This is a genomic window from Bdellovibrionales bacterium (assembly GCA_019750295.1).
Taxonomy (GTDB): Bacteria; Bdellovibrionota; Bdellovibrionia; order Bdellovibrionales; family JAGQZY01; genus JAIEOS01.
This window is the reverse complement of record JAIEOS010000028.1, coordinates 26,526-52,435: the sequence shown is the minus strand read 5'-3', so window position 1 is coordinate 52,435 and position 25,910 is coordinate 26,526. Positions and strand designations below refer to the sequence as shown.

Sequence of the window (25,910 nt, the reverse complement as noted above, 5' to 3'; positions counted from 1 at the left end):
ACTGGCTGCAAAAGTGGCTAGTATTCCCCGAGGGCGATCCAGAAGGGCATGTCTTCGTTGTCTTTGGCGAGAGTCAGAGTTGCGGAGTCGAGGGTGATTTTTGAGGCGTCCATGGCTATGAGTGAGCCTGGCACATAGCTGCGGCTAATAAATAAAAAGCGATCCCCTTTGGACACACGCAGAGTTCCTGATTCAACATGCAGTTGTTCGTGAGTCCCCAGCATATGCTTGGGTAACGGTGCAAAGGGGGGTTCGGGGAGAGGATCTTTGCGAGGGATATTGATCCCTGGAAGTTGTTCGGGAATTAAATAATCAAAGCAGTAATCGACAGGGTGGTTGAGTGGCATGATGGTTTTGTCGCGAATAATGCAGAAGAAGGGGGCGCCCACTTTAAACCACGTGATGTTGGGTCCGTTTTTTAGAAAACAAATAAATTCCACACCGGCACTGAGCACTTGATCATTAAATTTTTCGAGAACGTTGTCGTGGGCTTTAAATATCGCTTTCCGCAGCAGAGTTTCACTGACGTTGAGTCCCTCGATTTGCATGGAGACGACGTTTTGATCACTGCTTTCGTTGCTGGCTCGGAGTTGGGTGGAAACAGTTTCGATAAAATCCGTGGCCGCCTGAGGATTTCCCCAAGGCGTCGCGATGATTAATAGCGTGGAGTTCTCCGCCATGTGGAACTCAGGTCGAGGTCTAAAAAGTTTTCCACCGTAGGAGCGCTCTTGGAAGTTCATTACTGAAACCCGTACTGCTGGAGCTTGCGTCGCGCTTTATGATAGTATTCGCCGTTAGGAACATCTTTCGTGATGATTTCTTTCCAGAGATTCTTGCTCAGTTCCACGTTCCCAAAGCGCTCTTCGATCACACTGTTTTGATAAACCGTGCGCATACGGTTTTGAAGTTCGTTTTTGTGTTGTTCGATAAAGTTCGCGATGGCGTAATCATAGGGATCCACTAACCGTGCTTGTTCGGCGGCGAGAATAGCGGCTTTGGTGTTTCCGATTTGCAAGTTGTACCGGGCTTTGCCCATGAATCCATTTTTTTGCGAGGAGATGCGCTTTTCGATAGAAGCTAAACTTCTCTTTGACGCATTTTTAAGATTATCTGGATCTGGCAGGCTCGAGTTCATATGAGACGAGAAAGCGTTCATAGCCTCCTGGTAATCATTGTTCTGAAGAAGGTTTCGAGCTTTGTAGTACATGTCGCGGCCCCGAGCTACGGCCTCGTTATACTCTTTAAGTTTTTGTTCCTCGAGCTGGGCCTGGCTGATGCGCGACTCAATGCCCGCAATGAGACCTTGGCCGTCGGTGTTTTCGGGATCCAGCTCTTGCGCGACCTTTAAACAATCTTTAGCCCCGTCGAGATCCACAGAATCTTTATATTTTTCCGTACAGTCGGAAATAATGGTCTCGACCTGTTTACGATTCTCTTCCTGACGTTTCAATTCCTCTTGGACGAAACGCTTCTGCTCGATAGTCTCTAACGTCTGACGAAATTTGACTTCCAATGTTTTGGAGTCTTTATAGCTAGGAATAATTTTATGAATGGACTCAATTTGACTTAATGCACTTTCGACTTTCGCGTCGTCGGCCTCATACAGAGAGTTTGCCATTTTGTAGGCATTCACTATAAACTTTTGCTCCTCGGGGGATAAAGATTCGAAAGTCTTCGGGAGATTAGGGTCGGCCGCCACTTTTCGTGTGGGCGTGCTATTCATAAAATAAGCGGTAACAAAAACCACCGCCACAATTCCCATAAGAACCATGCGGAAAATATTTTTTGGTTTTTCGAGGCGTTCTACTTGGCCAGACAGTAAGGCCAATTCTTGATGAGAGAGACGGGCCGGAAGCTGACCGTGAACTCCAGGAGGAGCGGCCGCAGCGGAGTCCCAATCCTGAGACGTTAGAATCATCGGGCCGGAGTAAGCTTGCAAAGGAAGATCTTTTAATTTTTCGGAGAACGCTAAATCCCGAAGTTCGAAAATCATGGTGAGCTGATTCACCGTAATGATATCACCACTCTTGAGAGGAACTCCCTCGTTGGGTTTTAACTCTTGACCGTTTAATAGCGTACCGTTGGCACTTTTTAAATCTTTGATAAAAAACTCATGCCCCACTTTTTCGATGGAGAAGTGTTGGCGGCTTGCTTTTTTATCATTGAGCGTAATTTGCGCGATATTATCACGGCCCGCGGTCCATCGATTCCCTTTGAGGCGAATGGACTCGGAGTGAGAGGAATACATAAATTTGAGGTAGGGGTCACCTTCGAGAAATACATCCGAGGTTTTCTCTTCGCTTCCCACAAAAGACAACTCGTCATCGATGTTGGGATCTTTTTTGTCTGCCCCGGGATCGGGCTGAGCAAGATCCTCAGACGCCACTGCGTTTTCCATAGGCGGAGCATCAGTTTGTAGGGGAGCAAATTCTTGGGTGAGGTAAAAGTCGTAAGGACTGACAGAGAATTCGTGAGTGGGACGAATGCAAGTGAGGATTTCGTAGGAGCCATCGATGTCGGTGATCGGAAGATGGGGTGAAAGATTTTTAATCACCCATTGCTTAAATTCGTTTTGGTAAACTTCGAGGTGTTCTCGCGAAATGCCTGGATCTGGCTGTAAAACGACCGCACAGCCGTCCTTACGGCCGATCTTATAGCTCTTCCCGTCCTCGAGTTCGAGGGTGAAGTAGTCGTTTTGATTTCGTCTAATTTTGAGACGTGCCATTCACTTCCTTCTTTTTATTCTCCGGAGAACATTGTCCACCTTGGCATAGACGGCATTCTTTAATTTGTTCTTTAGCTAATATGTACTTTTTATCGCTCGGCTTATTAATAATCTGTAAAACCTTGGCAAATGCGGCCACACAAAGCCTATATTGGTTTTTGTCCTTATACTTAAGTCCAAGGTCCATCTGTTGATCCACCTGCTCTTGGCGTTTTTTATCGGCAAGACGATAGTACCTCCGGGCGTTCCCATGATTGGGATCCACCGCCAAAGTTGTTTGGAAGGCCTCCATGGCGCGAGAGTATTTACCATTTTGGTAATCCCTAAAACCGCGAATATAATTTTTCTCTGCCGTGTAGTGATTGTAGTAGCCCTGACTTTTATCATCCGCCAGCTCGCCTCGAGCGCTTTCGAGGCGCTGTTGCTGCTCGATGACCTTTTGAATTTTTTCGTCGAGAACTTCGTTGGTTGTTACTTTCGCGGTAGAATTTGTTTTTGCTGCAGTCGGAAGTAAAAAGAAGACGAGGGCTCCGAGGGCAAGAACGCCACCGATAATCATATAACCCTTGTAGGATTTTTTCGGACCCGAGTATTGTGGCGCGGGAGCACTGTAGGGGGTCGGAGGTTTAAATCCCCCCTCGGTGGCCGGGCGAAGCGCGCCGGCCGTTTTATCGCTGATGACCTCAAAGGTAAAAAAAGTGTCACCCATTTGAATTTCGTCGCCGCGATTGAGCTCATGAATTTTTGTAAGGGGAGTGCCGTTCACTAACGTGGTTGATTTTCCACTGAGATCTTCAATAGAGATACCCTGCGGGTGGAAATCAATACGACATTGCTGTCGACTGACGCGAGGATCTGACAGAGCGATTTTACAAGTGAGAGAATCCCGACCGATCAATAGCCCCGGGGGAGATATTCTAAAAATATCACCTTTATTGGGACCTGCGGTCACCTTTAGGACAAATCGAATGTCGGGGGATTGCACCTGTAAGGCTGCACTCATGCGGCGGCCTCATCTGCAATTTGCATCACGGTAAAGAGAAGGTAGGAGAGTCGACCTTTTTCCGAAATCGCTTTGACGGTGATTTCGTACTCGACTTTTTCTTGTGTTTTATATTGTTGAGAATGAGTGGTGTTGGGAGCTTCCACCGCGGTCATGACTAAAGTGCGGAGAACTTCATTGAGAGACGACTCCGCAATTTCATCTATATTTGTATTGAGGATCTCCGTGGAATTAAACCAGGAGTGTTCATAAAAGTGTTGATTGACGGCAATAAAGCGCGTCGACACCGGATCTACGGCGAAGGCGAAGACGGGGAAAAGGTTGACCACGTCCGACGCTTCGACACTCTTGTCGGCTTGAGAGGAAAAAGCTTCGTTGTTTTCAAACTCCTTCGGGAGTTGCGACAGGGCACTATTGATTTTAACAATCAAATCCTGGAAGGGTTTTAACATAAAAGGAACATGAATATCGTTGGTGCGGGCCTTTAATGCATCATCCATTTGATCGTTGAGAGTTTGTAAGGGACGCAAAAACATTCTGTATTGAACAAAATAGATCAACAAACCAATAAGGGTCGAAATAAAAAAGACCTGGATAAATAAGCTCAACGTTCTTTTGAAGTCGACGGCTTGGGCGTCAATATTATAAACCACGACGGCATAGGCTTTCACCACGGTATCGCCAGTATCGGGGTCGTAGAACTTACTGGGAACGCTGGCACCAATTTGTTTATCGTTAATTTCAGTGGTTTTAATTTCGTCTGTCTTTTTCAAACTCGCGATAAACGGATCATTGATATATTTTCCCGAGTGAGTGGATGGAGCCAATATTCCACCCCTTGCGGAGAGAATGAGAGCTCTCTCCACTCCCGGCTCTCGAGTGACAAAATCGACATTGAGAGTTAAATCGGATTCCTCTGCAAGGGCCTTGCGATTGAGCTGTTCGAGATTGCGCGCGAGAGAAATGGCCCGACGTTTACTCTCCTCGAAAACGCTGTCGCGAGCGATCTTCGAGAGGGGCACGATCGACAGGAAGGTGACGATAAACACAAAAGCCAAGGTAAACATCATCAGAACATACTTGAGCTCAAACTTTTCGGTGGTGCGGTAGATGGGTGGCAAAGCCACGTTATCAATATAATTGTTGGCTTTGTGAATGACCTTTTCTAGACCCGTGTGCTGCGAAATCACAGGGGTGATGGCCATTTGCTGTTGGTGCTGGTGTTGTTGTTGCAGAACATGGGGAGATAAGCCCGTCTCGCCCTGAGAAAATGGCGTGATCGAGGCGGGTTGAGGCACGCTCAACGAGTTATGTTTTGACCCTTGCCCCGCTTTGCTACTCAAAAGAGGCTTATCGGAGAAGACCACATTGTCAGGCAACTGAAAAATCGTGATGACAGTCTGATTGATTAATATCTTATCGCCGGTCTTTAACCCGTGATTTTGAACTTTGACACCATTAACGAATGTTCCATTGCTCGATTTTAAATCGGAAATGATGGCTTTGTCGTTGGTGACAAAAATCTGCGCATGGTTTTTGGAGATGCCACTATCGGCAACTCGAATGTCGGCTTTTTGTGAGCGGCCGAGAATGTTATTCCCCTTTTGCAGAGGAAAAACCTTACCCTGTTGTGGCCCATTGAGGATTTTAATCGCCCACATGTAAAGCGTCTCCTACTTTAATCTTTTTTTCCTGAGCGAGTCCCGCCGGTAGTTCGAACACGGCTTTCGCCGAAAATACCGGGGCGGGAAGGCGCCAAGGACGTAATCCCGATTGGACTTTCTTTACGACTAAGTCGTCGTCCACATAAAGAACGTCGATAGGGATGGACATAAAAAATGTATGGATCCAGTTGCAGCCGGCAATAAATAAGGCCGAGTCATCGAAAGTTTTAGTTCCGATAAGACCCTTGCTGCGCGCCCCAAAGGAGTCGGCAGTGATCACGCGAGAGCAAATTTCATTTTGTGAAGTTTTATTGATCAGCTTCACTACTTGCCTCCATAGATAAATTGCAGAGCAACCGGAGCAAACACGATGATAAATACTGCTGGTAAAATAAACATCATCATCGGAATCAACATCGCCTGCGACGCCCGAGCCCCCGCTTTTTCGGCGCGTACAAATCGTTCCATCCGCATCTGTTCGGCGTGATCTTTCAGAACGCCACTGACACTGGCGCCCGTCGCGCCGGCATCGTTGATCACGTTGACGAAGCTTGTGACCTCCGGGATGTCGAGACGGTAGGCCATGTCCTTCATGGCTTTTTCGCGAGAGGTACCCAGGTTATTGTCTTGGAGAACTCGGTTGAGCTCTTCAGCGAGAACACTGTTTTCTGCCTTTTCGATAATTTTTTTAATCGCAATAAAGAAATCGGCTCCGGCCTGTGTGGATAGCGCGAGAAGTTCGATGAAAAATGGCAGATCGATAATCACTTCCGCCGCACGCTTTTTCTTTTGGGCGTTGGCGTGGAAATCGGGAATCATATATCCAATAGGGGCGAGAATAAAAACAATCGGCCATGGATAGCCCAACTGTAGGGCAAAGTTTAAAAGGATAAGCACGATGGGAAACATAATTCCCCAGAGATATTTAAGTCCGATGAATTCATCGACGTTGAGCTCGGATTGTAGACCGCCCGTGATAATTTTGTACTCGATGTTGCTTCGAATCTTTTCGCTCTTAATTCGCTGCGCATATTTGAGAGTGAATTGATGCACCAGCGGCCGCGAAAAGTTGATGATCGGAGATTTAGATTTTTTAGGTTCAGTTCCCGTGGCCCAAGACAAAGCCTTGCTGTCTTCATTCGCAGCAAAAAGGGAATAGACGAACCAATAGATCGACGCTCCCGCCAAAAACATACCTAGATAAAGTAATATATCCATAGCCATAAATTTTTTTTTGTGTTTACACTACCCACATGTTCAACCTCGTCCTTGCTTCCAAATCGCCACGACGAAAATTCTTTCTTGAACAGTGGGGTTTTGTGTTCGACACAATCCCTATTGAAATATCGGAAATTCTTGATAAAAACCTGAGTATTGAATGTGCAGTTGAGGACTTGGCTCAGCGTAAAGCACAGGCCTTGGTCCAGTCGGGAAAACTTGAGGGTGCAGGGACCTATTTAATCCTTTCTGCCGACACGATCGTCTACCAAAACGGCCAGGAGATCGGTAAGCCCAAGGACCAGGAAGACGCCTTTAGGACTCTCAAAAAACTTTCGGGAACCCATCATCAGGTGATTACCGCCTACTGCTTGTGGCCCTACAATACCCCTCCAGTTGTGGGGCATAGTGTTTCCGACGTCAAATTTAGACCCCTCTCCGACCAAGAAATTCGTGACTATATCGCTACCGGTGACCCCATGGATAAAGCCGGCTCCTATGGAATTCAAAGTTTAGGTCGCCACTTTGTCGAAACTTTTACGGGAACTTTGGAAAATATTGCGGGATTACCTATACAGCAAATCGACCAAGTGATAAAAAACAAGGGTTGGGTTTTGGCCACAAAGGGGAAAAATGTTTCTAAAAAATCGTAAAGTAGGCATCATTGGTGCCGGTAACATGGGCCAAGCCATTATCAAAGGTTGGATCGACTCTGGGACTCTGACCCCTGCGCAAATTAGCGTTACTAATCGCTCTGCGGGGAAGCTAGAAAAGCTCACAAAAAATTACCCGATTCAGATTGCTCACAGCAATGAAGAGCTGGCCGAACAATGCAACATTATTCTTCTCGCGGTAAAGCCTCAAGATTTGCAAGAGGCGGCCGAGCAGTTTTCAAGTTCAATGGTTCCGGAAACAATTCTAATTAGTCTCGTAGCTGGTGTGGATCTATCTTCGTTGCGAAAATTTTTTCCCGAGGGAAGTTTACATCGCGTGATGATGAATACAGCAGTGAATGTGCAAAAGGGCGTGATCGGGTTTGTCAGTAAAGACTCAGTTTACGACGGTCTCATGCAAGAATTATTTTCTCCGATTGGTCTGACAATCTCTCTGGAAGAGGGTGATCCCTTCGAAGCGTTCACCGTGGCGAGCTCCAGTGGGACTGGTTTTGTTTTTGAGTTGATGTCGTACTGGCAAGAGTGGATCGTAGAGCATGGCCTCGAGCCCGAGCTCGCGCGAGCCATTGTCACTCAAACATTTTTAGGGGCCGCACAGCTCGCTGAAAATTCAGTGGATTCCTTCGAAGATTTACAAAACAAAGTTGTTTCCAAAAAGGGAATGACGGCCGCAGGATTGGAGTCCATGCGGTCGCTCGAAGTTGAAGGTTTGATGCGAATGAGTTTTAACAAAGCGGCGCTCCGCTTTCGCGAACTGGGTAACGGTAAAAATTAAAAAGGAAGCTCTCGGCTTCCTTTTTTTCGTCTCAATTGAGTTTAATTTTTAGTGTCTGTATTGAGGTTTAGTGACGCGATTACAAGGGCGAACGAGGTACTCAGTTTCGGCAGGCGCGCCGAAGGCGTAAGGACTAGGAACAAGAACTTTCATTCCCTCGACCACACTTGGATCGCCGACGCTCGTATAATCTACAGCAATCTTTCCAGACTTAACCGTGATGTCCAAACGATTCGATGCTTTCGCCATTGCAACGACGATATCAAAAACGTCTTGAGCATATCCGTTGAAACAAACACCGACGGGCACGCCTAAATCCGCAATCAACCAGTCAATGTGTTGAGGGTTGGTGACCGTCGATACCACATTTTGGTCGTACTGACCGGGGCCTTGATAGTTCACGCGAAATACCAGTTGCGTTTCCTGAGGGTAAGCCACCTGATCGAAGTGGGCAGAGGCCAAAAATGAAGTCAAAATAACGGCGAAAAATGTGAGGGTTTTCATACGGGGGATCTCCTTTAAACCTTGGGGGTGAGGTCTTTTTGTTGGCTCAAGTTAATACCTCAGTTGAATTGGCGATCATCAAATAAGCGGAGAATTGTAAAATTTTCGAGGTCGGCTCTCGTTTTGACTCTCTCAAAAGCCACAACTAAAACAGTTTGTATGAACATTGTCGCCTCCTCTTGTTTACATATTTTTCTGTCCGTGACGTCTCCTCCAATGACAACGGCCGAGACTCAAACCGCCGAGGCTTGGGCCCGACAACGCAGTTCTCGAGCCGAGCCCCAGTTCATTTTTGATTTTTGGCAGCGAATGAAAAACCCCACCCTTGAGAAAAGGTCCAATTATTTAAGATTAGAACTCTCTAAATTGAGAGCGACTCCTGAACTCGCTAGCTTCGATCCGGTCCAAGTGCTTAACGAACTCAGTATTAAAAATGTAGAGAATTACAAAGGTGTTCTCAACTCAATGTCTACAAGTTCACCTATCACCCCGAAGGAGGTTGAGTTTTTTTATGTTCGACCTTACCTGGATTTTGGGAAAGGCGTCTTTCCTCCGATCGTGAATTCAAGGGATATGGTTCGTCACGGCTTCCCTCAAGAGGCGAGTTTCTATACGACCCTAGTTCAAGAAAGTGGGACCGTTGGGTTTAAGGTCATTATTCATGATCGCTCCTCGGTCCCTTTTGAACATTCTCCTCAACGCTTCGGCTCGCAATTGGTGCTCTCCTCTAAAAACCGCAGCGAATTCGACCTTATTGTTCCGCGCTTTTGGAGCGCCCATGAAATGATTTCTTTTTTTGCGACGTGGAAACCTCAATTGATTGAGGATTTTGTCAAAATGAATCGATTTAATCTTCCGTCACGGATTAAGACCGCCGGTGATTTCCTAGACAATTTAGGTTCTGTCGCGACCACCGGCCTCAATTTAGACGTCCTTCATCGGGCACTCAAAGAGTGGATTTTAACGCCACCTCATTACGAATCGCTCTATCGATGGGCGTTGACTCAAGGCCTTGAAGGTCGACTGCCTGAGTTTGAGCGCCGTGTTCCCTATGGTGTCGATGCCACTCAATTTTATTTTCTGCCCGATCATTCGAGCGGAATGTGGGATGTCAGTTTTCCCCTGGGTCGGCACCACCGCGCTCACGACCCAACGCCTCCGTAAAACCTCGCATCTCGGGTTATCGACCTTGGTCCTGAAACCCCGCTTTAGTCCTATATTCCCTCTCGTCTTTCTTGTTATGTTATTGAGAAGGCCAGGGAGGGTCGGGATGAGAATAGCTCCATTAGACATTACACATAAAACGTTTTCCAAAAAAATGATGGGTCTGGATCCCCAGGAAGTTTACGACTTTTTGCGAGATGTGGCCGATCAAATGGAAGAACTGGTGCGCGATAAAGAAAAACTCAAAGAAGATATCGCACGCAAAGATAAAGAAATGGTGGAGTATGTCGAGCGAGATCAAGCTTTGCGACATACGATTCAAGCCGCTTCTAAAATGTCGGATCAATTCCGCGAAGATGCTGAGCGCGAAGCTCAATTGATCATTGGCGATGCCAAACAGCGCGCCGAGATGATGGTGGTCGACGCCCGTGATGCCCTGAAAAGAATGTATCATGAGATCTCGGAGCTCAAGCGGGCCCGCATGCAGTTTGAGACCAACCTCCGTTCGATGATGGAGGCTCATATCCATCTCCTTGATCAAGGCCATAAAGTTTTTGCAGACCCTGTGGTCGCCGACAAGGAAACACATCGCGAGCCTCGCCGCGAGAGCCGTAGAGACTCTAACGCAGAAGCCGGCGTGGAAGCTGGCCGAGACGTGGTGATCGAGGACAAAGACATCATGACTCCTTACACGTTTGGCACCGCATAAAAACCCCACTCAAGTAGGCTCGGCGGCTAATATGGGATACAACCGACGCTGATGAAAAATCAACGTCCCGAGTCTCATTCTTCTGCAAAGAAAATCATATTTCTAACGGTCTTCATTGATCTCATTGGTTTTGGGATTTACATCACGCTCAGTCCGTTCATAGCCAAATATTTTGAGGCTTCGGCTCTGCAAATTGGTTGGCTGATGTCGATCTACTCCATCATGCAGTTTATTTTTGCGCCAATTTGGGGGAAATTAAGCGATCGTTATGGTCGTCGTCCCATTTTATTGTTGAGTCTTTTGGGCGGAAGCCTCTCTTACTTAGCGATGGCCTTCGCTCCCAACCTGTGGTTTCTCTTTATCTGTCGAGCTGTCGCGGGAGTCTTTGCGGCCAATATCTCAACCGCTCATGCTTACATGGCGGACATCACCACCGAAAAAGACCGTGCGAGCGGTATGGGACTGATCGGAGCGGCGTTTGGAATTGGTTTTATTATTGGCCCGACTTTAGGGAGCGCTTTTGGTTATGCGGGGAAACTTCTGGGCGATCAACCTCCCTTTGGAATCTTCTTTCCGAGCCTGATGGCGTTTTTAATTACATTCCTCAATTTCGTTTGGGCCGACTTCTCTCTTCCCGAGACTTTAAACCATGGGGAAAAAACTGTAGCTCATCACGAGCCGTTGCGTTGGTGGCGTGGATCTTTCGGTACGCGCACTGTGAATCGGTTGATTTTTGTTTTCTTCGTGACCAACGTGGCGATGCCTTTAATGGAAGTGATGCTGTTTCCCTTTGTCGCCGATCGTTTTGGTTGGGGGCTGATGGAGTCGGGTGTTGGTTTTGGTGTGGTCGGTTTGATGATGGCTTTGACTCAAGGTCTTTTGGTTCGGAGATTCATTCCTTTGTGGGGTGAGCGTCGAACACTGATGTTAGGATTAGCGGGCATGACCATCGCTTTTGCTATGATCTCGGTGGCGACTTCGATTCCTTGGTTGGCCGTGGCCATGACTTTTCTCGCGGTGGGGAATGGTTTTGTTCGTCCTTCGCTCTTAGGAATGGTCAGCTTACTCACGAGCGCCAAAGATCAAGGGGCAGTGATGGGATCTTCGCAAAGTGCGGCCTCTCTCGGGCGAATTATTGGGCCGGTGGTGGGTGGCTGGCTCTACAGTCATTACAGTATGGGCAGTCCGTTTTTAGCCGCTGCGTGTTTTACAGTCATAGGAATATTTGCTTTAATTTTAGAATACTCATTTTTGCCAGATCAGTTATCTGAAAGGACTCCAGCATGAGCGAAAACCAACTCTCAGATCGTTACTCACCTCAAGAGGTGGAAGATCGCATTTATCAATGGTGGATGAAGAAAGATTATTTTCGTGCCGAAGATAAATCGACGAAAATCCCATTCTGCATTATTCTCCCTCCGCCGAACGTCACAGGCTTTCTCCACATGGGGCACGCGCTAGATCATACGATTCAGGATGTTTTGATCCGTTGGAAAAGAATGTCGGGATACAATGCTCTTTGGGTTCCGGGGACGGATCATGCGGGAATCGCCACTCAAGCTGTTGTTGAAAAGCTCATTTACAAAGAAGAAAAAAAGACTCGACACGATTATGGGCGCGAAGCTTTCGTCGAAAAAATCTGGCAATGGAAAAACACTTATGGCGAGCGCATCTACGAGCAAATGAAAAAGCTCGGTGATTCGGTGGATTGGGATCGTAAGGTCTTTACGTTAGACGAAGGCGTATCTCAAGCGGTAAGAAAAGTATTCGTTCAGTTATATAAAAAAGGTCAGATCTATAAAGGTGAAAAGTTAGTCAATTGGTCATCGCCTCTTCAGTCGGCGATTTCGGATCTCGAGGTGGTCCATAAAGATGTCAAGAGTAGCATCTGGCACATTCGTTATCCGATTGATGGCAGTGATGAGTTTATTACTATTGCCACAACTCGCCCCGAGACGATGTTAGGGGACACCGCGGTTTGTGTGCATCCCGAGGACGAACGTTATGCACATCTTGTCGGTCGACCCATTATTGTGCCACTCGCTCTTCGTAAAGTTCCGATCATCGCCGACGCTTACGTGGACAAAGAGTTTGGAAGTGGGGCCCTCAAAGTGACTCCGGCTCATGACTTTAATGATTATGAGTTAGGTAAAAAGCACAAGCTTCCTTTTATTAATATTCTCAATAAAGACGGAACACTTAACGATACCGTTCCTAAGTATGCTGGTCTTTCTGTTCAGGAGGCTCGCAAACGGATTCTCATCGAATTGGAAGAAGGTGGCTTTCTGGTGAAGACCGAGCCCATCTCCCACTCCGTGGGATTTTGTGATCGCACAGGCGCGGTGGTCGAACCCTTCATGTCGGAGCAGTGGTTTGCGCGCATGAAAGACATCTCGGCCCCGGCTCGTCACGCGGTAGAAAACGGATCCATCCAATTCGAACCCGAGATGTGGGTGAAAACTTATTTGCACTGGATGAACAACATCCAGGATTGGTGCGTGTCTCGGCAGTTGTGGTGGGGGCATAGAATCCCGGCGTGGAACTGTTCGGACTGCCAACACATCACCGTGGAAGAAAAAGATCCAACCCAGTGTGAGAAGTGCGGGAGCAAAAATATTTCTCAGGAGGAAGACGTCCTCGATACATGGTTTAGTTCTGCTCTATGGCCTTTTAGTACGCTCGGTTGGCCGAACAAAACGGAAGCGCTCAAAACCTTTTATCCTACGGATGTTTTAGTGACCGGCCACGATATTATTTTCTTTTGGGTCGCTCGCATGATCATGATGGGTGTCGAAAACATGGGTGATGTGCCGTTTAGGAAAGTTTACGTGCACGGGTTGATTCGTGATTCCGATGGACGAAAAATGTCTAAATCTTTGGGTAACTCCATTGATCCCGTAGAACTTATCAATGAATCGGGTGCGGATGCTTTACGATTTACTTTAATGGCGCAGATGGCGACAGGGAAAGATCTTAAATTTTCCATGGAGCGCTTAGAGGGTTACCGTAATTTTATTAACAAGCTTTGGAATGCGACGCGCTTTAGTTTGCAGAACATGGCCGATATGCCTGATCTCAAATCGTACAAAGCGTGGAACCCGAATGATTTCTCGACGGCCGACAAGTGGTTGATCTATCGCACTCAGGAAGTCACCAAAGAAGTGGATACAGCTCTTAACGAAATGCGCATCTCAGATGCGGCGAATGCCCTCTATTCGTTTGTGTGGCACGAACTCTGCGACTGGTATCTAGAGTTTTCAAAACCCGTTCTTTACAAAACTGAAGGGCAGCAAAAACAAATGACTCAGCTCGTGCTCGCGCAGACTCTGAATCGTGTTGTGCGCCTGTTGCATCCATTTATTCCGTTTGTGACCGAAGAAATTTATCAGAAGCTTCCGAATAAAGGTGAGGCGTGTATTATCGACGATTACCCGACGGTGAAGAATGATTCGGCATGGCTTTCACTCGGTTCCGAGACAGCAGCGAACGAAATGAAGTTGGTGATGGAAATCATCACGACTTTGAGAAATATTCGCGGTGAGAATCAAATTAAGCCGGGTCTTAAAATGAAAACTTGGGTAGTTCCTTCAGATGAGCAAAGCCAAAAGATCATTCTGCACAATCAAACGGAAATCATGCGCTTGGCAAATCTCGAAGAGCTCCACGCTAAGCCGAAAGATTCTCTGGCGAAATGCGCTGTGGCTCCTTTGCGTCTTGGTGACATTCACATCGATGTGATAGTACCTCTCGAGGGTCTAGTAGATATCGAAGAGGAAATTAAGCGCCTTAAAAAGGCCATCGAAAAAGTAAATAAAGACGTCCAGGTCATCAATAATAAGCTCGGCAACGAAAAGTTTATGAAAAATGCCCCGGCCGATATCGTGGAAAAGGATCAAGCTCTCCTCGTCGAATTGAAATCGAAAATCACCGGTATGGAAGCTTCTTTAAAGCGTTTAGGCGTTGTATAAAAACTGTATCAAGGTCTCGAAACTCTATCGGTAGTTAGTCTTGCATTCCATAGAGTTTCGGGATTTTTTATTGGTTATCCCTATTTACGCCCTCTGCCGATCTAGCTCGGCTATTCCCTTAGTCTATAGGCCAGAATGTCTCTTTGAGAAGTCCAGACGAATTGATTGGGCAGTGATATGAGAGAGAGATTCGGGTAAATTAAGGGGAGTAAACATACTAAATTTTTAATCTCAAACAAGTTGGAAACATCATGGATATAGCGTCGATTCTAGGGGTTGTGATTGGTTTAGGAGCCATTCTCGGTGGAAACATCATGGAGGGTGGACATACGGAATCCCTCATGCAGCTCACGGCAGCGATCATCGTTCTCGGTGGAACGGCTGGTACGGTTTTCATTTCGAACACGATGAAAGAGATCAAGGGTGGCCTCAAGTATTTCGGAAGAGTTTTCTTTGATAAGAAGCATGATATCGAACACGATCTGCAAGAAGTTCTTGAGTGCGCGCAAATCGCAAAAAAAGAATCTATTTTAGCTTTAGAGAAGCGCCTCGAAAAGATCGGTAATGGTTTTTTTCGAGACGCCATTGCCGCTATCATTGACGGTATTGACGCAAATAACGTTCGGGAAATTTTTGAAACACGCATTCAGCTCGAAGAAGACGAGATCAATGCGGGCGCAAAGGTGTGGACGGATGCCGGTGGTTTCGCCCCGACGATTGGAATTATCGGTGCGGTTTTAGGGTTGATTCACGTGATGAATAACCTTTCCGATCCGTCTAAATTAGGTCCCGGGATTGCGGTCGCGTTCGTGGCTACGGTCTATGGAGTGGGAGCCGCGAATTTGTTTTTCCTTCCCGCCGGGAATAAAATTAAGAAGAAAGCTCATCACCACGTGATCGAGCGAATGGCCCTCCTTGAAGGCGCATTAATGATCGGTGCGAATATCAATCCGAAAATTATCGAACAAAAACTTCGCGCCTTTACCGGCACTAAAGCAGGCTAAAAATGGCGTTGAAAAAGAAACACGAAGAGCACGAGAACCACGAACGGTGGCTAGTGTCTTACGCCGATTTTATTACTCTGCTTTTTGCATTCTTCGTGGTGTTGTATGCAACCTCCAACAAGGATCAGTCGAAAGCGAAGGAATTTGAAGATTCGGTGCGCGAGCACATGAATCTCAGCGGCCCCGGAGAAGGGGGCTCTAAGATTTTCAGTCACCAAACTCATCTGGGGACCAGCTTCCTTAAAAAAGGTGTATCGACCTCAGGAACATCGGTGGGAATTGATACCTCCGCCGGTTCTATCAAAGACCCCACCATGGAAGCGATCAAAAACGAAACCGATCGCAATCGTAAGATCCAGCTAGCCATGGAGGAAAAACAGTTCAAAAAGAACTTAGCAACCATCTATGCTGCCCTAAAAGAAGAGATCGAAAACGGAAAAATTAAGATCGCCCGGACGGAGCAAACTAAAAGTATTATTATTCGTTTCGAGGAGAATATTTCATTTCCCGTAGGCAAAGCGGATATTCAAGACAGCTTTCAGCCGATTCTCAAGAAACTCGCCTCCGTCCTTTTGGATGTTAAAGGGCGGATTCAGGTGGCGGGACACACTGACGACCAAAAGCTCCCACCGGATTCGGAATTTAAGAACAACTGGGCTCTCTCATCGGCACGAGCTAACGCGGTGGTGGAGCAGCTCGTGAGGTATGCGAATACGTTAGAGGAACGCGTGATTATTGAATCTTATGGCGCGACCAAGCCGATCGCTAAAAACGATTCGATCTACAATCGTGCTAAAAACCGTCGGATTGAAATCATCGTCACTTATGGTCTTTAAGTCGTCTTAGTTGACGCCTTCTAATTCATTGCGAAGTTTATCGGAGTCGGCGCGAAGCTGCCCCTGTTGATTGATCTTTTCTTGAATTCGTTGATTGATACTGCGAAGTTCCCATTCCAGCTCCTCTCGCTGGCGCTGAATATTAGGATCCTCCGTCACCACCGTTTGTTCCTTGTAGGAGTTCGTTGCCGGATCAAAGTGCTTATTTTTAGTAACGACTTGGCTTCTTGGAAGCATTGCCTGACGATGCAAAGTATTTTGCCGCAGATTTTGTTGCTCGCGAATTTCGTTATCGAGAGCTTGAACTTGAGACTGGTTAGAGGCGAGTTTATTCTTTAAATAAATTTGGCGACCCTTTTTATATTTGGCCATAAACGCCGGTTCGCTCTCTTTATTGCATTGATTTTTATAAGGGATTCCCTGGGTGCCGATCAAATAACCGTTCTCGGGAGTGCAGAATTTTTTAATTCCATCGCCATGGCGAACTTTCAGTTTGGTGAGCATGTTATAATCGCAAAACTCGAAATTAAATCCTTCGCCGGTGGAGCCCTTGGAGTAAGCTGTTTCGAGTTTGCAGTAGTTTTCCATGCCTGATTTAAAACCACGATCGAGCTCTTCTGAATTGATTTCCGTCTCTGCTTTTTCGCATTCACGGATGCGTGGATCTTCCTCGAGGCGTTTTCCATCCATCGCCACGTTGTGGGCATGCTGAAACCAATTTACTTTTTCGCAACCTTTACGAGTGAAGTAGCTCGAGCAGCCAATGACAAAAACAAAAGAAGTGAGAATAAAAATAAATTTCTTCATAAGAACTCCCGTCAAACTCCTATTATTATTTATTGCAGCGAACTCTTCTTTGCTGCGAGCGGAATACCCTCGTAAAGATAGGCAACGCCAAATGATAATGGAGAACAGCTCATAGTTTTATACATGTCCGTAGACATGGCAACATCAATGAAGTTCTGCGAGCAGGGGAATGATTCTGCCGATTGGTTCAAATATTCATAAGCGGACGTGTGTCCCGAAACCCAGCCGCCGATTTTAGGAAGCAGGTGGCGGGAATAAAAATTGTAAACGTCCTTAATCACCGGAATCTGCATTTGTCCAAACTCTAAAATCATAACTTTGCCCGTGGGCTTCGTCACTCGCGCAAGTTCGCTCAAGGCTTTGCTCAGTTGACCGACGTTACGAATTCCAAATGAAATACTGGTGGCATCAAAGTGATTGTCCGGGTAAGGCAATTGAGTCGCATCGGCCACTTCAAATTGTATTTCCAGATTTAATTTTTCAGCTTTAGGTGGGCCTAGATCTAAAATATCTTTGCAAAAGTCGGTGGCGATCACTTTGCCGGTCGGTCCCACTTTTTGTTTAAACAAGATCGCCACGTCACCGGTGCCGGTGGCGCAGTCTAAAACAGTGTCTCCCGGTTTAACACCACTGCGATGGACTAATTTCTTTTTCCAAAGTGTGTGAATTCCAAGGGACAAAATGGAGTTGGCCGAATCATAGGAAGGTGCAATTTCAGAAAACATTTTTCGAATGATGTCCGGTTGGGGTTCTTTATACATGAGTCACCAACGTCTTACCGGCCGCTTCAACAAAAGGTTTTAAGCGAACCATTAAATGTTTAAACGCCTCGAAGTCTAAAGCTTGAAAACCGTCAGAGAGAGCTTTGTCGGGGCGGGGATGCACTTCCACCATAATTGCGTCAGCCCCGGCGGCCACCGCGGCGCAGGCCATGGGGGCGATGAGTTCCGGAGTGCCCGTACCGTGAGAAGGGTCCACGATCACTGGGAAAGACGAGTGGGCCTTAAGGTAGGCCACAGATGCGAGATCTAAAGTGTTCCGTGTTTTTGTTTCGAAGGTACGAATTCCGCGTTCACACAAAAACACATTCGTGTTGCCGCCTTGGGTGATGTACTGGGTGGCTTTGAGCCATTCGTCTAAAAGTGCAGAAAAACCACGCTTTAAAATGATGGGCTTCGGAGAGCGAGACAGCTCTTTTAAAAGTTCGTAATTGTACATATTGCGACTGCCCACCATGATCCCGTCGAGAACTTTTTCGAGGGGTTCTTTCTGGCGAGGGTCGGTGATTTCCGAGATCAATGGCATCTTCAGTTTATTTTTAACATCGGCGATCCAATCCAGCGCGGCTAAGCCCACGCCTTGGAAAGTATCGGGGTTTGTGCGCATTTTGAAAATACCGCCGCGTAAAATAGCAGCTCCATGCTCTTTGACGAAATGGGCCGTCTCATCGAACTGAGATTGAGATTCGATGGAGCAAGGTCCAGCAATGACCGAGAACTGATTTGAAGTGAACTGTACGTTACCAATGGAAAATTTTGCATTCATTGAGAGGGAAAGTAGCAGAAATTTAGAGCTTTGTAAGGCTTAAAAGGGGCCTGGAATGTCCACATTACTCAATGCGTTACTATTGAAACTCATAGGCACATGTCTCAGCCCTCGATAGAAGATGAGGTACAAGGTGAATCCCATGGAATTTGAGTTTTCTCAATGGTTAAAACAAGGCGCCATCATCGGCAAAGTCGGCAAGTGGGTCGAAGTCTTCTGGGGAGACCTGGAATGGCATTCTTCGCCCGAAAATTTGAAGTGTCCTGTTCTTTATCGCAATACTTTTTTCCTCGAATCTCAAAAACCTTGGTGCTCTTACTCCCATCATCAGCGGCTCGAGTGGAAAGAGTGGAAAAAACGCCTTACCCCCTTTCTCAAAGCCGCGCCGGTTTCCGAAACGGAGCTGGAGTGGCAAGAGCCCGATAAAAAAGAATTTAAAAAACTCTTCACTCTGATTCAAAAAGAAATCAAAAGTAAGACCGTTCAAAAAGCCGTTCCCGTCGTCTACGGAAAAGCGGTTAAGGCTGTTGACCCTTCAGAGGCGATTATCAATTCTTTAAAACAGGCTCCGCAAAATACTTTTATTTACGGTCACTGGGATCGGAACGAGGGAGAGTTTGGTTTTACTCCAGAAATTTTATTCTTAAGCGAGACGCCAAAAAAAATTAAAACGATGGCGCTCGCAGGCACTCAGAACCGCGAGACGTACACCCTCGATCCGGAAAAATTTCTTTCGGATCCCAAGGAGCTCAAAGAGCATCAAATTGTGATTGATGATATCTTAGAGAGACTTAAGCCTTTTGGGAAAGTGCAGGCGAGTAAAACTGCGTGTTTGGAGCTCAATCACTTGGTGCATCTTTACACGCCGATTCAACTCACAAGTTCCGAGCAAATGAGTTTTACGGAACTCATCGAGCGCCTCCATCCTACTCCGGCGCTAGGAATTTCTCCGCGATCACAGCAAGAATTTTTAAAACAGTGGCGCACTCCCCACGAAATCCTTGGGGCGCCCTTTGGGGTGCTGTGGTCACCGACGGAATACTTGGCCTTGGTTGCCATTCGCCATATCAGCTGGGATAAAGAATTTATCTACGTCGGAAACGGTGTGGGTGTGGTGGCAGAGAGTAACTTTGAGGAAGAGTGGAAAGAACTTAAACTCAAGCGTGAGTCCGTCAAGCGAGTATTTAAAATATGAACTCCCTGCAAAAAGCTCAAGCGATTTTGGTGGAATTGGCCGCTCTCAATGTTCAAGACATTATATTATGTCCCGGCGGGAGAAATGCACCCTTTGTCCAATTACTGAGTGAGCCCACGCCATTTCGAGTGAAGACATTTTTTGACGAGCGTGCCGCTGGATTCTTTGCGCTTGGATTATGCCAAGTGCAAGAGCGACCGGTGGCCATCATCACCACCTCAGGAACTGCCGTGGCCGAGCTTCTACCGGCGGTGATCGAAGCGGAATACACTCAACTCCCTTTGATCGTCGTGAGCGCGGATCGTCCTCGCAAATTGCGCGGCACGGGAGCTCCTCAGACGATCGATCAATTGAGTTTTTTAAAAGGCCATGTCGAAGCGGCGTTGGATTTAGAAACTGCAGAGGAATTCGCGTCACCCCTTTTAGAAGATTTTAGTTTACGTCGGCCCTTACATTTGAATGTGTGTTTCGAGGAGCCGCTAGTCGATAAAAATTTTTCAGCGCTTCCACTTAAATTATCTCGCCGTGAAGCGAAGCCGATCCTGACGGAAAACGGCGCTAGGGTCCAAAAATTTCTTTTCGCCCAGCGTTCGACACTTTTAATTTTATCGTCGCTCAAGCGGAGCGAAATTCCATGGGTCGATGAGTTTTTGAGTCGCTGGACGGGTGCCGTCTATGCCGAAAGCACTTCCGGTCTACGTGAAAGGGATCATGCGGGAATGTTAAAATCGGGTGATAAGATTTTGCAGCAGGCGCTCAAGCACCAACTGTTTGATAGCGTGTTACGCATTGGCGGTGTTCCTACCGCCCGTGTCTGGCGGGATTTCGAAGAGTCTCAAATTCCAGTGCTCTCTGTTTCGTCCCTCCCATTTCCAGGAATGTCTCGCGGGGAACTTGTTCATGGCGAAATGAGCCTCCTTAAGAACGTCGAGATCCCTTCTCACTTGTCGATGGCATCGGATTTAATAGATAACGATCATAAAAAATCCCAACAACTGTTACAGCTCATTGAAAAGTACCCACAGAGTGAGCCTGCGTTGATCGAAAAAATTTCGACTCAGACATCTTCAGAAGATATCGTCTATATCGGTAATAGTTTGCCAATTCGAGAGTGGGATTTGGCGGCCTCGAGAAAAAATCCCCACGCGGTTCGGGCTAATCGTGGTGTGAATGGAATTGATGGTCAAATTTCATCGGCTTTGGCCTACACCCATGACGGAAGATCCCTAACAATTGTCGTTGGAGACCTGACCGCCCTTTATGACATGAATGCGCTCTGGGCATTAACGAAACAGGCCGCTGTTAAAATTTATGTGATTAACAATCAAGGTGGTCGAATCTTCGAGCGCCTGTTTAATATGCCCTTATTCTACAATCACCATCAGCTTGAGTTTTCAGGGTGGGCCAAGATGTGGAATATCCCCTACGTGCAATGGCCGAATTCCGCGCTGCCGAAGGAGAAAACCTTTATCGCCGAAGTGGTGCCTAGCGTTCAACAAACGCAAAGTTTTTGGAAAGAGTACGGTGAGCTGTGGCGCGATTAAAGTTTTGCTTTGTGCATGGCTTTTTAGGAAAGCCTAAAGATTGGGATCCGCTCATCGCAGAACTCACGCGTTTAAATCCAGAAGGTTTTGAGTTCATCACCTATGATATTTGGAGAGACCTTGATCGGCTTCCGCAGAATTCCTCCATGGAAGACTGGGGACAGCGTTTTGTAAATGTGATCGGTGACGGTCCTTACACGATGGTGGGTTACTCGCTAGGAGGGCGACTACTGCTCCATGGACCATGGACAATAAGTCCAAAGATCGAAAAATTAATTCTTATCTCCTCAAAAATTTCGTTGATCCCGGAAACGCAGAGAGCCCGTCGATTAAATGCTGACGATATTTGGAGTCAGAAATTTCTCAACGAGCCTTGGGAAAAGGTCATGCATGACTGGGAATCTCAAGAGATTTTTAAAAAAGATTCGGTTCGACCTCTCCGTCGGGAGAGTGAATTTTCGAGAGTTTCGTTGGCGCGGACGCTGACGGATTGGTCCTTGGGTCATCAGCGTCTCAATTTGCAGGGTCTAAAATCCTGGAAGTTTCCGGTGCTTTGTATTCATGGCAAAGAGGATGTTTCACAGCTCCCGCAAAAACCCATTATCAATGATCTCGGGAGGAACTGGTCCCTGGCCGAAGTCTCGGGAGGCCACTCGCCGCAGTTCAGCCACCCCTCGGAAGTTGCGGTTGTGATAAATAAATTTGTGAGGTAAAAGTCCTCAGACTGTGTTCACGAACAAACTGTGAGGTTGTATGAGTAGTACTGAGAAGTGGATTCCGATAAAACAATATGAGGATATTCTTTTTGAGCGCACCGAAGACGGTGTGGCCAAGATTTCCATCAACCGTCCCGAAGTCCATAATGCTTTTCGACCTAAAACTGTAATGGAGCTCAAAGAGGCCTTCGATATTGCTCGTGATGATTCCAAAATTGGTGTGGTGATTCTGACGGGAGTGGGTGGCAAAGCCTTCTGCTCCGGCGGTGACCAAAAAGTTCGAGGCGAAGGGGGCTATGTTGGTGGTGACGGGCTTCCTCGATTAAACGTTCTCGATTTACAAAAACAGATTCGTAGCCTTCCTAAACCGGTGATCGCGATGGTTGCAGGTTATGCGATCGGCGGTGGACATGTGCTCCACGTGGTTTGTGACTTGACCATCGCGGCGGAAAACGCTCGCTTTGGACAAACAGGTCCTCGCGTCGGATCCTTCGATGGTGGGCTTGGAAGTAGTTACTTGTCCCGTATTATTGGTCAGAAAAAAGCTCGTGAGATTTGGTTTTTATGTCGTCAGTACGATGCCAAACAAGCTTTGGAGATGGGTTTAGTGAATACAGTCGTGCCATTAGATCAGCTCGAAACCGAGACGCTCAAGTGGTGTCGGGAAATTCTCGAACTCTCTCCCATGGCGCTTCGTTTTTTGAAAGCTTCGATGAATGCCGATTGCGATGGTCAAATTGGTTTGTTAGACCTCGCGGGCAACGCCACTCTTCTTTATTATTTATCGGAAGAAGGTCGCGAGGGCAAAAATGCATTTATTGAAAAGCGTGCTCCCGATTTTTCAAAATTTCCCCGTTACCCGTAAAGGAAGGCGAGATGGCATCAGTGACGCGATCCTGGCTGTTGGCATTTCGACCTAAGACATTGCCCGCGGCCGTAGCTCCGGTAATGACGGCGACAGCGCTCGCTCACTTCCTGCACTATCCTATTGATTTCTATCTCGTGAGTTTGCTTGTCATCGCCATTCTTTCTTTACAGATTGCGACGAATTTGTTTAACGACGCCATTGATTTTAAGAAAGGTGCGGATCACAAGGATCGCATCGGTCCCGTGCGAGTGACCCAATCGGGACTCTTTACGGCGAAAGCCGTAACCGTGATGGGTGTATTTTTTTGTGCGGTCACTGTGATCGCCAGTATTCCGCTGGTTATTACAGGTGGGCCTCCGATTCTCCTTTTGGGAATCATATCGGTGGCTCTCACTTATGGATACACGGGTGGGCCCTATCCTTTGGCTTATAAGGGCCTTGGCGATATTTTTGTGGTTTTATTTTTTGGCCTGATTGCCGTCGGTGGCTCTTTTTACGTTTTGACTCACATCTGGCGCTTGGAAGTCCTAATCCTTGGTTTGCAGATGGGATTTCTTTCGACGGTGCTCATTGCGATTAATAATCTTCGCGACAGTGAGAGCGATCGGCTGGTGGGCAAAAAAACTCTCGCCGTGCGCTGTGGTGATGATTTTGTTAAAAGAGAGATCGTTGCTTTAGCGATTCTTCCGTTTATGCTGCTGTTCTATTGGTGGATCACCTTTAGAAGCTATTACTTTTTTATTCCTTTGCTCGCCTTCCCGTTGGCGCTTTCCATTGCAAATCAAGTGATGAGGGTGAACGACAAAAGGGAGTTAAATGGGTTATTGGCTCGTGGTGGCCTTTTACTTTTGCTCTTTGCCTCTAGCTTTACCCTGGCGTGTTGTTTATGAAGGATAAATTTTGGTATTCTCCATACGAGCTTAAGCCCAAATCTAATCTCAATCGACAGACCTCCAATGGTCCCAAGGGGTTTTTGATTCGCTGGCAATCTGCGGATTTTGAAAGCGGTTTTGCCGACTGCCTTCCTTGGACGATGTTTGGCGATGAGGATGTCAATACTCAGATCGCCTTGTGGCGCCAAGGGAGGATCAGCGCTCTTCTTCAGCGAAGTTTGTATTATGCCCACCTTGATGGTGTGGCTCGCTCTCTCAAGCAGTCTTTATTTGATGGTGAGGTTAAAATCAAAAGTCACTACACCGTCACCGATCTCGAAGATCTGACGGCTGAAAGTTTGGATGAAGTATTTCAAAAGGGTTTTACGAGTTTAAAACTAAAACTCGGTCGTAGTCCCAGCGAGGAAGCAAAGCTTCTGATGAGCAAAGCCCGATATCTTGAGCCGTTTAAATTACGTTTAGATTTTAACGGTCATGGCTACGAGGAATTTATGGAGGGAATTAAGGATCATTCTCTCTGTTCGCACATTGAATTGGTTGAGGATCCATCGCCCTACTCGCACACCCGTTGGAGCAAATATCAATCGGATTTTTCAATTCCTATTTATTTAGATCAGGCGGCGCCCTCTCGAGAAATCGATGCGCCCTTTCCGCGAGTGATTAAGCCGGCTCGACAAAGTTACGAACTTCGGGAGCGCGACATTATCACCAACTCCATGGATCATCCGGTAGGGCAAAGTTTTGCTTACTGGTATGCGCAGCAAGCTCTTAAAGGGGAGCCGCAGACATTGGATTTTGGACTCCAAACCAGTCATTTGTTTGAAAGTGACATCTTCTTCCAAGAGATTGAAAGTGCTTCGTGTTTTTTTAAACCGAGCGAAGGCTGTGGAATCGGATTTGACTCCCTCTTTGGAAAAATCACCTGGATGCCGTTATGATGAATTTTGAAGATCTTTTTAAAAATCCCCAATGGAGTCTGCGCCTCCCAAAGGACACCCAGGAGTCTGTGCGCCGAGCGATTCCAGCGGCGAGTGCAAAAATTCCGTCAGTGGCTTTGGATCATTTGTGGGTGATGAGTTCGGGGACTGAATCTCAAAGAGGGTCTCGGGTGAAAGTGGTGGCTCTTTCTCGGGACGCACTACTGACGGCGGCTCGTGGGGTGAGCGAGGTTTTTGCGCTGAATTCGCAAGATGTCTATCTCAACCCCTTACCGTATTATCACATAGCGGGTGCCGCCGTACTGGCTCGTCAACACGTGGCCCAGTTTAAGTTGATCTCTTTTTTTGAAAAATGGAATGCGCAAAAATTTATCGATGTCATCCATCGTGAGGGGGTGACTTGCACCTCTGTAGTGCCGACGCAGATTTACGATTTGGTTCAGGAGCAAATTCACGCTCCAAGATTTTTGCGCGTGGTTTTCGTAGGGGCTGGACATGTGTCTGAGGACCTCTTTCAAAAGGCGAAAGCTCTCGGATGGCCCCTTGTTTTGACCTACGGGATGACAGAAACTTGCGCCATGCTGGCATTTAAAAGAGATGTCGCCGAGGGGTATTCGCGATTTCCCCATATTGTTGATTGGGCCTCTAGAAAAGTAGACGACAAGTTCCGCTTGGCTTTTTCTTCCCGAAGTTTACTGAGTGGCTTTTTATTTGTGAACGGTACGGAGTGGGAATTTACAGATCCTAAGGAAAATGGTTGGTATATTTCCGACGATCTGGGTGAGATTAAGCAGGACCAACTTTGGCTGACAGGTCGGAGTTCGGAGTTAGTGAAGATTCTAGGGGAAACGGTAGCGATCGGGGATATCCAACAGCAGTGGTCGCGATTCCATCAGTCCGTAGAGACCCCAAGCTCTCACGAGTATCTCGTTGTCGCTGTTCCAGAAGTACGAAAGGGGCACGAGCTCGTGATGGTCACGACCGATGGGCAAGTGGGCTCCCGACTCTCCCAATTCAACCAACAGCTGTTGCCGTTTTCTCGACTGCAGCGTTGGTATCACGTCGATCAAATTCCTCGCTCCCCTCTAGGGAAGATTTTGAGAGGTGATTTGGTCGATTCTTTATCACGACGTCCCTCTCTGCCCATTATTTAATCATTA

At 47.0% G+C, this 25,910-nt stretch carries 25 protein-coding genes; 15 read left to right on the top strand and 10 right to left on the bottom strand.

Annotated elements, in window-relative coordinates:
• Window positions 1–17: 17 nt before the first annotated feature.
• The 6 genes from K2Q26_07500 to K2Q26_07475 are packed head-to-tail and all read right to left on the bottom strand — an operon-like array spanning window position 18 to window position 6,616.
• Window positions 18–740: a hypothetical protein gene (locus tag K2Q26_07500; GenBank protein ID MBY0315348.1), complete on the bottom strand. Its 723-nt coding sequence runs from the start codon at window positions 738–740 to the stop codon at window positions 18–20.
• A complete protein-coding gene (locus K2Q26_07495) occupies window positions 740–2,725 on the bottom strand; it encodes an FHA domain-containing protein (GenBank protein MBY0315347.1) in 1,986 nt (661 codons plus the stop codon). The genes K2Q26_07500 and K2Q26_07495 overlap by 1 nt, the downstream gene beginning before the upstream one ends.
• Complete coding sequence (locus K2Q26_07490) at window positions 2,706–3,728, bottom strand: FHA domain-containing protein (GenBank protein MBY0315346.1); 1,023 nt, start codon at window positions 3,726–3,728, stop codon at window positions 2,706–2,708. The genes K2Q26_07495 and K2Q26_07490 overlap by 20 nt, the downstream gene beginning before the upstream one ends.
• Window positions 3,725–5,389 (bottom strand): FHA domain-containing protein, encoded by a 1,665-nt coding sequence (locus K2Q26_07485; GenBank protein MBY0315345.1) that lies wholly within the window; start codon window positions 5,387–5,389, stop codon window positions 3,725–3,727. The genes K2Q26_07490 and K2Q26_07485 overlap by 4 nt, the downstream gene beginning before the upstream one ends.
• Window positions 5,376–5,717 (bottom strand): DUF192 domain-containing protein, encoded by a 342-nt coding sequence (locus tag K2Q26_07480; protein ID MBY0315344.1) that lies wholly within the window; start codon window positions 5,715–5,717, stop codon window positions 5,376–5,378. The genes K2Q26_07485 and K2Q26_07480 overlap by 14 nt, the downstream gene beginning before the upstream one ends.
• Window positions 5,717–6,616 (bottom strand): type II secretion system F family protein, encoded by a 900-nt coding sequence (locus K2Q26_07475; protein ID MBY0315343.1) that lies wholly within the window; start codon window positions 6,614–6,616, stop codon window positions 5,717–5,719. Before K2Q26_07475 ends, K2Q26_07480 begins: the two co-directional genes overlap by 1 nt.
• A 29-nt stretch (window positions 6,617–6,645) precedes the next feature.
• Between K2Q26_07475 and K2Q26_07470 the strand changes: the two genes are divergently transcribed.
• Together K2Q26_07470 and K2Q26_07465 are read left to right on the top strand one after the other, a co-directional pair.
• Window positions 6,646–7,263 (top strand): Maf family protein, encoded by a 618-nt coding sequence (locus K2Q26_07470; protein ID MBY0315342.1) that lies wholly within the window; start codon window positions 6,646–6,648, stop codon window positions 7,261–7,263.
• A complete protein-coding gene (locus K2Q26_07465; GenBank protein ID MBY0315341.1) occupies window positions 7,244–8,059 on the top strand; it encodes a pyrroline-5-carboxylate reductase in 816 nt (271 codons plus the stop codon). Before K2Q26_07470 ends, K2Q26_07465 begins: the two co-directional genes overlap by 20 nt.
• Before the next feature lie 48 nt (window positions 8,060–8,107).
• On the opposite strand, the gene K2Q26_07460 is transcribed toward K2Q26_07465, so the two are convergent.
• Complete coding sequence (locus K2Q26_07460) at window positions 8,108–8,563, bottom strand: hypothetical protein (GenBank protein ID MBY0315340.1); 456 nt, start codon at window positions 8,561–8,563, stop codon at window positions 8,108–8,110.
• Window positions 8,564–8,722: 159 nt separating this feature from the next.
• On the opposite strand from K2Q26_07460, the gene K2Q26_07455 reads away from it, so the two are divergent.
• The 6 genes from K2Q26_07455 to K2Q26_07430 all read left to right on the top strand — a co-directional run bounded on the left by K2Q26_07455 (window position 8,723) and on the right by K2Q26_07430 (window position 16,244).
• Window positions 8,723–9,727 carry a hypothetical protein gene (locus K2Q26_07455; GenBank protein MBY0315339.1) on the top strand — a complete coding sequence of 335 codons (1,005 nt, stop codon included), beginning with the start codon at window positions 8,723–8,725 and terminating at the stop codon, window positions 9,725–9,727.
• A 106-nt stretch (window positions 9,728–9,833) separates the two neighbouring features.
• Window positions 9,834–10,436: a DivIVA domain-containing protein gene (locus K2Q26_07450; protein ID MBY0315338.1), complete on the top strand. Its 603-nt coding sequence runs from the start codon at window positions 9,834–9,836 to the stop codon at window positions 10,434–10,436.
• 51 nt (window positions 10,437–10,487) lie between these two features.
• Entirely contained in the window at window positions 10,488–11,723 is a 1,236-nt protein-coding gene (locus K2Q26_07445; GenBank protein ID MBY0315337.1) for an MFS transporter, read from the top strand.
• The gene (locus tag K2Q26_07440; GenBank protein ID MBY0315336.1) at window positions 11,720–14,404 is read left to right on the top strand and encodes a valine--tRNA ligase; all 2,685 of its coding nucleotides are present in this window, start codon (window positions 11,720–11,722) and stop codon (window positions 14,402–14,404) included. The genes K2Q26_07445 and K2Q26_07440 overlap by 4 nt, the downstream gene beginning before the upstream one ends.
• Window positions 14,405–14,655: 251 nt before the next feature.
• Complete coding sequence (locus K2Q26_07435; protein MBY0315335.1) at window positions 14,656–15,408, top strand: flagellar motor protein; 753 nt, start codon at window positions 14,656–14,658, stop codon at window positions 15,406–15,408.
• 2 nt (window positions 15,409–15,410) lie between these two features.
• Window positions 15,411–16,244 carry an OmpA family protein gene (locus K2Q26_07430; GenBank protein MBY0315334.1) on the top strand — a complete coding sequence of 278 codons (834 nt, stop codon included), beginning with the start codon at window positions 15,411–15,413 and terminating at the stop codon, window positions 16,242–16,244.
• Between the two features lie 6 nt (window positions 16,245–16,250).
• Here K2Q26_07430 and K2Q26_07425 read toward each other — a convergent pair whose 3' ends face one another.
• The 3 genes from K2Q26_07425 to aroF are packed head-to-tail and all read right to left on the bottom strand — an operon-like array spanning window position 16,251 to window position 18,596.
• Entirely contained in the window at window positions 16,251–17,051 is an 801-nt protein-coding gene (locus K2Q26_07425) for a DUF2799 domain-containing protein (GenBank protein MBY0315333.1), read from the bottom strand.
• A 29-nt stretch (window positions 17,052–17,080) separates the two neighbouring features.
• Entirely contained in the window at window positions 17,081–17,812 is a 732-nt protein-coding gene (gene ubiE, locus K2Q26_07420; protein MBY0315332.1) for a bifunctional demethylmenaquinone methyltransferase/2-methoxy-6-polyprenyl-1,4-benzoquinol methylase UbiE, read from the bottom strand.
• Complete coding sequence (gene aroF / locus K2Q26_07415) at window positions 17,805–18,596, bottom strand: 3-deoxy-7-phosphoheptulonate synthase (GenBank protein MBY0315331.1); 792 nt, start codon at window positions 18,594–18,596, stop codon at window positions 17,805–17,807. Before aroF ends, ubiE begins: the two co-directional genes overlap by 8 nt.
• A 142-nt stretch (window positions 18,597–18,738) precedes the next feature.
• On the opposite strand from aroF, the gene K2Q26_07410 reads away from it, so the two are divergent.
• From K2Q26_07410 to K2Q26_07380, 7 genes are read left to right on the top strand one after another with little or no spacing between them, the layout of a single operon-like run.
• Window positions 18,739–19,791, top strand: a complete 1,053-nt coding sequence (locus K2Q26_07410) for a chorismate-binding protein (GenBank protein ID MBY0315330.1) — start codon at window positions 18,739–18,741, stop codon at window positions 19,789–19,791.
• Window positions 19,788–21,335, top strand: coding sequence for a 2-succinyl-5-enolpyruvyl-6-hydroxy-3-cyclohexene-1-carboxylic-acid synthase (gene menD / locus K2Q26_07405; protein MBY0315329.1), 1,548 nt, complete (start codon window positions 19,788–19,790; stop codon window positions 21,333–21,335). The genes K2Q26_07410 and menD overlap by 4 nt, the downstream gene beginning before the upstream one ends.
• Complete coding sequence (locus K2Q26_07400) at window positions 21,323–22,048, top strand: alpha/beta fold hydrolase (GenBank protein MBY0315328.1); 726 nt, start codon at window positions 21,323–21,325, stop codon at window positions 22,046–22,048. Before menD ends, K2Q26_07400 begins: the two co-directional genes overlap by 13 nt.
• A gap of 40 nt (window positions 22,049–22,088) precedes the next feature.
• Window positions 22,089–22,916, top strand: coding sequence for a 1,4-dihydroxy-2-naphthoyl-CoA synthase (menB, locus tag K2Q26_07395; GenBank protein ID MBY0315327.1), 828 nt, complete (start codon window positions 22,089–22,091; stop codon window positions 22,914–22,916).
• An 11-nt stretch (window positions 22,917–22,927) separates the two neighbouring features.
• Window positions 22,928–23,809, top strand: a complete 882-nt coding sequence (gene menA, locus K2Q26_07390; GenBank protein MBY0315326.1) for a 1,4-dihydroxy-2-naphthoate octaprenyltransferase — start codon at window positions 22,928–22,930, stop codon at window positions 23,807–23,809.
• Window positions 23,806–24,750, top strand: a complete 945-nt coding sequence (locus tag K2Q26_07385) for a hypothetical protein (protein MBY0315325.1) — start codon at window positions 23,806–23,808, stop codon at window positions 24,748–24,750. The genes menA and K2Q26_07385 overlap by 4 nt, the downstream gene beginning before the upstream one ends.
• Window positions 24,747–25,904 carry an AMP-binding protein gene (locus K2Q26_07380; GenBank protein MBY0315324.1) on the top strand — a complete coding sequence of 386 codons (1,158 nt, stop codon included), beginning with the start codon at window positions 24,747–24,749 and terminating at the stop codon, window positions 25,902–25,904. The genes K2Q26_07385 and K2Q26_07380 overlap by 4 nt, the downstream gene beginning before the upstream one ends.
• The last annotated feature ends 6 nt before the right edge of the window (window positions 25,905–25,910 follow it).